At 60.1% G+C, this 2,797-nt stretch carries 4 protein-coding genes; all 4 read left to right on the forward strand.

What is annotated here, in order from left to right:
• Positions 1-790: amino acid ABC transporter permease (locus AC1DLB_RS26880; protein ID WP_477785990.1), on the forward strand; the 790-nt coding region annotated here is incomplete at its 5' end.
• Positions 791-800: 10 nt separating this feature from the next.
• Positions 801-1,565: an amino acid ABC transporter ATP-binding protein gene (locus AC1DLB_RS26885; protein ID WP_018929141.1), complete on the forward strand. Its 765-nt coding sequence runs from the start codon at positions 801-803 to the stop codon at positions 1,563-1,565.
• 39 nt (positions 1,566-1,604) lie between these two features.
• Positions 1,605-2,429 (forward strand): ABC transporter substrate-binding protein, encoded by an 825-nt coding sequence (locus tag AC1DLB_RS26890; protein WP_028940620.1) that lies wholly within the window; start codon positions 1,605-1,607, stop codon positions 2,427-2,429.
• A gap of 77 nt (positions 2,430-2,506) precedes the next feature.
• A partial coding sequence (locus AC1DLB_RS26895; protein ID WP_477785991.1) for a polysaccharide deacetylase family protein occupies positions 2,507-2,797 on the forward strand: 291 nt, incomplete at its 3' end.

The following is a 2,797-nucleotide window of genomic DNA, read 5'->3' on the forward strand; positions in this document are numbered from 1 at the left end:
GCGTTATTACGGGCGAATTTTTTTCGCTACCGTCATTGTCATCGCCATTGTCGGCCTGGTGCGGGCCTTCGCCGAAGGCAAGATCGAATGGTCGTACATCGGCCAGTTCCTCACTTCGCAAGCGATCATGTGGGGCTTGCTCAACACCATCGTCATGGCGGTGCTGGCGATGGCGCTGGGCATTGTCTTCGGGGTGATCACGGCGATCATGCGCATGTCGGCCAACCCGATCCTGCGCTATGTGGCGCTGACCTACACCTGGCTGTTCCGTGGCACGCCGCTGATCCTGCAGCTGTTGCTGTGGTTCAACCTGGCGCTGATCTTCCCCACCATCGGCATCCCCGGCCTGTTCGAAATGGACACCGTGAGCCTGATGACGCCCTTCGTAGCCGCCCTCCTCGGCCTGAGCATCAACCAGGGCGCCTATACCGCCGAAGTGGTGCGTGCCGGCCTGTTGTCGGTGGACACCGGCCAGTACGAAGCCGCCAAGTCGATCGGCATGCCGCGCTTGCAAGCGCTGCGCCGGATCATCCTGCCCCAGGCCATGCGGATCATCATTCCGCCGGTCGGTAACGAATTCATCGGCATGGTGAAAATGACCTCCCTGGCGAGCGTCATCCAGTACTCGGAACTGCTCTACAACGCGCAGAACATCTACTACGCCAACGCCCGCGTGATGGAGTTGCTGATCGTTGCCGGTATCTGGTACCTGGCCACGGTCACCGTGCTGTCCTTTGGTCAAAGCCGTCTGGAGCGTCGTTTCGCTCGCGGCGCCGGCAAGCGTTCTTGAGGAGCCCAACATGAGAAGCATCGTCAAGGCCGTGAGCCTGAACAAGTATTACGACCATTTCCACGCGCTCAAGGACATCAACATCGAAGTCGAGCAAGGCGAAGTGCTGTGCATCATCGGCCCGTCCGGCTCCGGCAAAAGCACCCTGCTGCGTTGCGTGAATCAGCTGGAAAAAATCGACAAGGGCGGCCTGTGGGTCGACGGCGAACTGGTGGGTTACCGGATCGTCGGCAACAAACTGCACGAGCTCAACGAGTCGCAGATCGCCCGCCAGCGCCTGGCCACCGGCATGGTGTTCCAGCGTTTCAACCTGTTCCCGCACATGACTGTGCTGCAAAACATCATCGAAGGGCCGTGCCAGGTGCTCAAGCGTTCGCCCAAAGAGGCGCACGAAGAAGCCGTGGAACTGCTCGCTCGCGTCGGCCTGGCCGACAAGCGCAACAGCTACCCGATCGAACTGTCGGGTGGTCAGCAACAACGTGTCGCCATTGCCCGTGCATTGGCCATGCGCCCCAAGCTGATGCTGTTCGATGAACCCACTTCGGCACTCGACCCGGAACTGGTCGGAGAGGTGCTGTCGGTGATGCGCGATCTGGCGCAAACCGGCATGACCATGATCGTCGTCACCCATGAACTGGGCTTCGCTCGCGAGGTTTCCAACCGCATGGTGTTCATGGACGGCGGGCAGATCGTGGAGGCTGGAAGCCCCGAAGAAATACTAATAAGTCCGCAAAACCCACGCACCCAAAGCTTCATTTCTGCCGTTCGAACCTAAGCGTCCTTTGGCGCTCACAACACTCATAAGAGAACGACCATGAAGAACCTAGTCATCCCTGCAGTACTTGCCAGCGTCCTGGCATCCGGTTTCGCCTTCGCTGCCGAGTTGCCGGCCAGCATCAAGGACAAGGGCGAGATCGTTGTTGCGATCATGCCGAACTACCCGCCGATGGATTTCAAGGACCCGGCCACCAACACCCTCACCGGCCTTGACTATGACCTGGGCAACGCCCTGGCCGAACGTCTGGGCGTGAAGATCAAATGGCAGGAAACCGGCTTCGAGCAAATGATCAACGCGCTCACGACCGACCGCGTAGACATGGTGCTCTCGGGCATGACCGACACCGCCGAGCGTCAGGCCAGCGTGACCTTCGTCGATTACTTCACCAGCGGTCCGCAGTTCTACACCTTGCAGAAAAACAAGGACACCAACGAGATCGTCGACTTGTGCGGCAAGAAAGTCGGCACCAGCCGCCGTACCACCTTCCCGGCGGAAATCGCCGCGTGGAGCAAGGAAAACTGCGAAGCCGCCGGCAAACCCGCGATCAACGTGATCGGCACCGAAGGCTCGGCCGACGCCCGTGCGCAACTGCGTCAGAGCCGTATCGACGCGGCCATGCAAGGCAGCGAAACCCTGCCGTACCTCAAGACCCAGGAAAAGGACATGTACAAAACCGTGGGACTGCCGATCTCCAAGCAGTTCTCGGGCATGGGTGTGAGCAAGAAAAAACCTGAGCTGAGCGAAGCGGTGAAAGTCGCGTTGCAAAGCATGATCGACGACGGCAGCTACCAGGCGATCCTGAAGAAATGGGACCTGGAACTGGGCGCGATCAAGACCGTGACCATCAACGCCGGGAAATAACACGGTTCGTAGCAGCTGCCGAGCTTGCGAGGCTGCTGCTACGGGTGTTTCAACTATTAATTCTGGAGCGCCATACGATGTCCTCCTCGCTGCAACCCACCTGGCCCGACCAGCACCAGGCCTGCCTCGCCCTGGCCTTCGACCTCGATGGCCCCACCGGCGATGCCATGCTTAACGGCTCGATCTGGCGCAAGCCCGAGTATTTCGGTTTCGGCGGTTACGGCCCCTATCGGGCGCTGCCGCGGATTCTCGATCTGCTGGATGAGTTCCGCATCCCGACCACGTTTTTCGTTCCGGCCTGGGTCGTGGAGAACTGGCCGAAACAGTGCCAGGCGATTGTCGAGCGCGGGCATGAGGTGGCCTATCAC

Source organism: Pseudomonas sp. 05N434 (assembly GCF_056396965.1).

Bases quoted from the DNA above. Each gene is read 5' to 3' on its own strand.
- AC1DLB_RS26885 (WP_018929141.1), top strand. From the start codon at position 801: ATGAGAAGCATCGTCAAGGCCGTGAGCCTGAACAAGTATTACGACCAT.
- AC1DLB_RS26890 (WP_028940620.1), top strand. From the start codon at position 1,605: ATGAAGAACCTAGTCATCCCTGCAGTACTTGCCAGCGTCCTGGCATCC.